The organism is Streptomyces lushanensis (assembly GCF_001700515.1).
Classification (GTDB): domain Bacteria; phylum Actinomycetota; class Actinomycetes; order Streptomycetales; family Streptomycetaceae; genus Streptomyces; species Streptomyces lushanensis.
The window spans coordinates 1-3,117 of record NZ_MAUD01000123.1 but is presented as its reverse complement, the minus strand read 5'-3'; the positions used below and the strand labels follow the sequence as shown (position 1 = coordinate 3,117).

Annotated in this window: 4 protein-coding genes; all 4 read left to right on the top strand. The window is 71.7% G+C overall.

What is annotated here, in order from left to right; genetic code table 11:
- Positions 1-1,219, top strand: a 1,219-nt coding sequence (locus BFF77_RS11405) for a 4'-phosphopantetheinyl transferase superfamily protein (RefSeq protein ID WP_141698416.1), incomplete at its 5' end; no start/stop codon positions are given.
- Positions 1,220-1,304: 85 nt separating this feature from the next.
- Positions 1,305-1,559, top strand: coding sequence for an acyl carrier protein (locus BFF77_RS11400; protein WP_245703362.1), 255 nt, complete (start codon positions 1,305-1,307; stop codon positions 1,557-1,559).
- Positions 1,560-1,562: 3 nt separating this feature from the next.
- Complete coding sequence (locus tag BFF77_RS11395) at positions 1,563-2,372, top strand: alpha/beta fold hydrolase (protein ID WP_066947260.1); 810 nt, start codon at positions 1,563-1,565, stop codon at positions 2,370-2,372.
- Positions 2,369-3,117 (top strand): glycosyltransferase family protein (locus BFF77_RS11390; RefSeq protein WP_141698415.1); only part of this gene is annotated, 749 nt, incomplete at its 3' end. The genes BFF77_RS11395 and BFF77_RS11390, both read left to right, overlap by 4 nt.

The following is a 3,117-nucleotide window of genomic DNA, read 5'->3' as shown; positions in this document are numbered from 1 at the left end:
CTGTAGAGCTGTTCGGCCCGCCGATCCCGCCACCGAAAGCGTTCCCGGTCTGCGGGCCGAACAGCTCTACAGCGAGCGGTGGATGTTCCACGGACCGCGCTTCCAGGGCGTCAGCGAACTGAGCGCCATCGGCGATCGGTCCGTCCGCGGGGTCATCACCGCGCCGCGGGCGCCCGGCGCGCTGCTCGACAACGTCGGCCAGTTGCTCGGCTACTGGATCATGGCGACGCTCACCGAACGCACCACCGTGTTCCCGGTGGGGATGGAGCGCATCCGTTTCCACGGGCCCGATCCGGAGCCGGGCGAGCGGCTGGTCTGCGCGATCCGGATCACCGAGATCACCGATCTCACGCTCACCGCGGACATGCAGCTCGTCAAGGACGGTCGCGTGTGGGCGGAGTTCACCGGCTGGCAGGACCGGCGCTTCGACACCGATCCCAACATCCGTGAGGTGGACCGCTTTCCCGGCGAGCACACGCTCTCCACGCCGCAGCCCGAGGGCTGGACGCTGGTCCATGAGCGCTGGCCCGATCTGGCCACCCGGGAACTGATCATGCGCAATATCCTCGGCGGCGCCGAGCGCGCCCGCTACGAGGCGCTGCCGCCGGTCCGCCGACGGCGGTGGCTGCTCGGGCGGATCGCCGCCAAGGACGCGGTGCGCGGGGTCCTCTGGCAGGAGGGGGCGGGTGAGATTTATCCCGCCGAGATCGCCGTCGACAACGACGGTACGGGCCGCCCGCTGGTCCGCGGTGTGCACGGGCGCGAGGTGGGCGAGCTGACGGTGTCGATCGCGCACTGCCGTGAGACCGGCGTCGCCATCGCCCGGCGCGGCCCGTGCGGGATCGATGTCGAGGAGATCGCCGAACGGCCGCGCTCCACCGTCGAGACGGCGTGCGGCCCTGCCGAACTGGCCCTTCTCGACAGCCTGGTGGCCGGATCGGCGCGCGGCGCCGCGTTCTGGTTCACCCGGTTCTGGACGGCCAAGGAGGCCGTCGCCAAGGCGCGCGGGACGGGACTGGGCGGACGCCCGGCCGAGTTCCGTGTGGTCGCCGCGGAGCACGACCGGCTCCGTGTGGTGACCGAGGACCGGTCGTACGAGGTGGGTGTACGGGAGGTCGCCGATCCACGGGGGCTGCCCGAGCGGCGCTACGTCGTCGCCTGGACGACCGGTGACAGCACGACCGGTGACAACACGACAGGAGAGTCTGATGAGCACTGAGGCGATCGGCTTCGCGACCGCGGAGCCGGGGGAGCGTACGCCACCGGCCACCGGCGAGGACACCGTACTGGCCGACATCTCGGGCATGCTGCGTGAGCTGCTGGCCGAGGACGGTCTGGACGACGCCGAGATCACCCGGGAGACCACCTTCCACGACGATCTCGAACTGGAGAGCATCGATCTGGTGACGCTCGCCGGATCACTGCGCGAGCACTACGGCGACCGGGTCAATGTCGCCCTCTTCATCGCCGACCTGGAACTGGACGAGATCATCGCGCTCACCGTCGGTGAGCTGGCCGACTATGTCGCGGCGTCGCTGCGCGCCGGTGCGGAGGGCTGAGCCATGGCAAAGATCAGTACGGGCGAGATCACCACCCATGTCCAGCGGCTGCCCGCGGCGCGCCGGCCCGCGGACGGGAGCGAGCCGGCCGTGGTCGTCTTCGTGCACGGCCTGCTCACCGACAGCCTGGCCAGCTACTACTTCACCCTCGGCCCGGACTTCGCCGCCGCGGGACACGATGTGATCATGTACGACCTGCGCGGGCACGGCCGCAGCGACCGGCCGCGCACCGGCTACCGGCTGGAGTCCTTCGTGGCCGATCTCGTCGGGCTGCTCGACGCGCTGGACGAGCGGCGCCGGGTGCATGTGGTCGGCAACTCCTTCGGCGGCACGGTCGCCGCCGCGCTCGCCGCGTGGCACCCCGAGCGGGTCGCCACCGTCACCATGATCGAGTCCGAGCCGCCGGTGGAGGAGTGGACCCGGCACATGGCCGACGGTCTCGCCGACGCCAAGAACCAGCTCGTCCGCGAAGAGGTCATCAGCTGGATCTCGGCCAAGCACGGCGCGCACACCGCCCGGCTCTCCCGGGGCGCCGGCCGTATCCTGCGGACCACCACGCTCGCCGAGGACGTTCCGGCGGGCCGGGTCATCGGCGACGATCTCGACGCGCTCGGCTGCCCGGTGCTGGCGATCTTCGGCGACGAGTCCGGGCTGAGCGCCCAGGTGCCCGGCCTGGAGGCAAAGCTGGCGTCCTGCCGTACGGTGGTCCTCGCCGAGCAGGGCCACTCCGTCCTGGTGGAGCGGACCGAGGAGACCCGGAACCTGATCCTGGAGTGGGTGGGGGAGCACACGCTGGCCGAGGCGGTGCGGTGACCCGCTTCCTGCTGGTCGTCCCGCCGCTCGTCGGACATGTCAACCCGCTGGTCGGGGTCGCGGACGAACTGGCCGGGCGGGGCCATCAGGTGGCATGGGCCGGCCACGCCGACCAGATCCGCCGGCTGGCGGGCGCCGATGCCACGGTGTACGACTGCGCGGTGCCCGGCGCCGGACTGAGCAGACCGCCCGGACTCACCGGTCCCGCCGCGTTCCGCTTCCTGTGGGCGGAGTTCTTCGTGCCCCTCGCCGACACGATGGCGCCCGGTGTCGACGCCGCGATCGACGCGTTCCGGCCGGATCTCGTCCTCACCGACCAGCACGCCGTGGCGGGCGCGCTGGTCGCCGAGCGCCGTGGCGTCATCCATGTCACCTCGGCCACCACCTCGGCCGAACTTATCGATCCGCTGGCGGGGATGCCGAAGGTGGGCGCCTGGCTGAGCGAGCTGCTGGGCGCTCTGCGCACACGGATCGGTGATCCCGCGCGCACCGGCGATCCACGGTTCTCGCCGCACGGCGTCATCGCCTTCACCGGGCGCGAACTGCTCGGTGACACGCCGCCGCCGAACGGACGGACGTATTTGGTCGGCCCGGCCATCGCTCCGCGCGCGGACCGCTCGGACTTTCCCTGGGACGCGTTGGATCCGGCGCGCGCCACCGTGCTCGTCTCGCTCGGTACGGCCAACGCGGACGCGGGCGGCCGGTTCCTCGCGGAGGCGGTGACCGCGCTCGACAGCCTCCGCGA

Bases quoted from the DNA above. Each gene is read 5' to 3' on its own strand.
- BFF77_RS11395 (WP_066947260.1), top strand. From the start codon at position 1,563: ATGGCAAAGATCAGTACGGGCGAGATCACCACCCATGTCCAGCGGCTG.
- BFF77_RS11400 (WP_245703362.1), top strand. From the start codon at position 1,305: ATGCTGCGTGAGCTGCTGGCCGAGGACGGTCTGGACGACGCCGAGATC.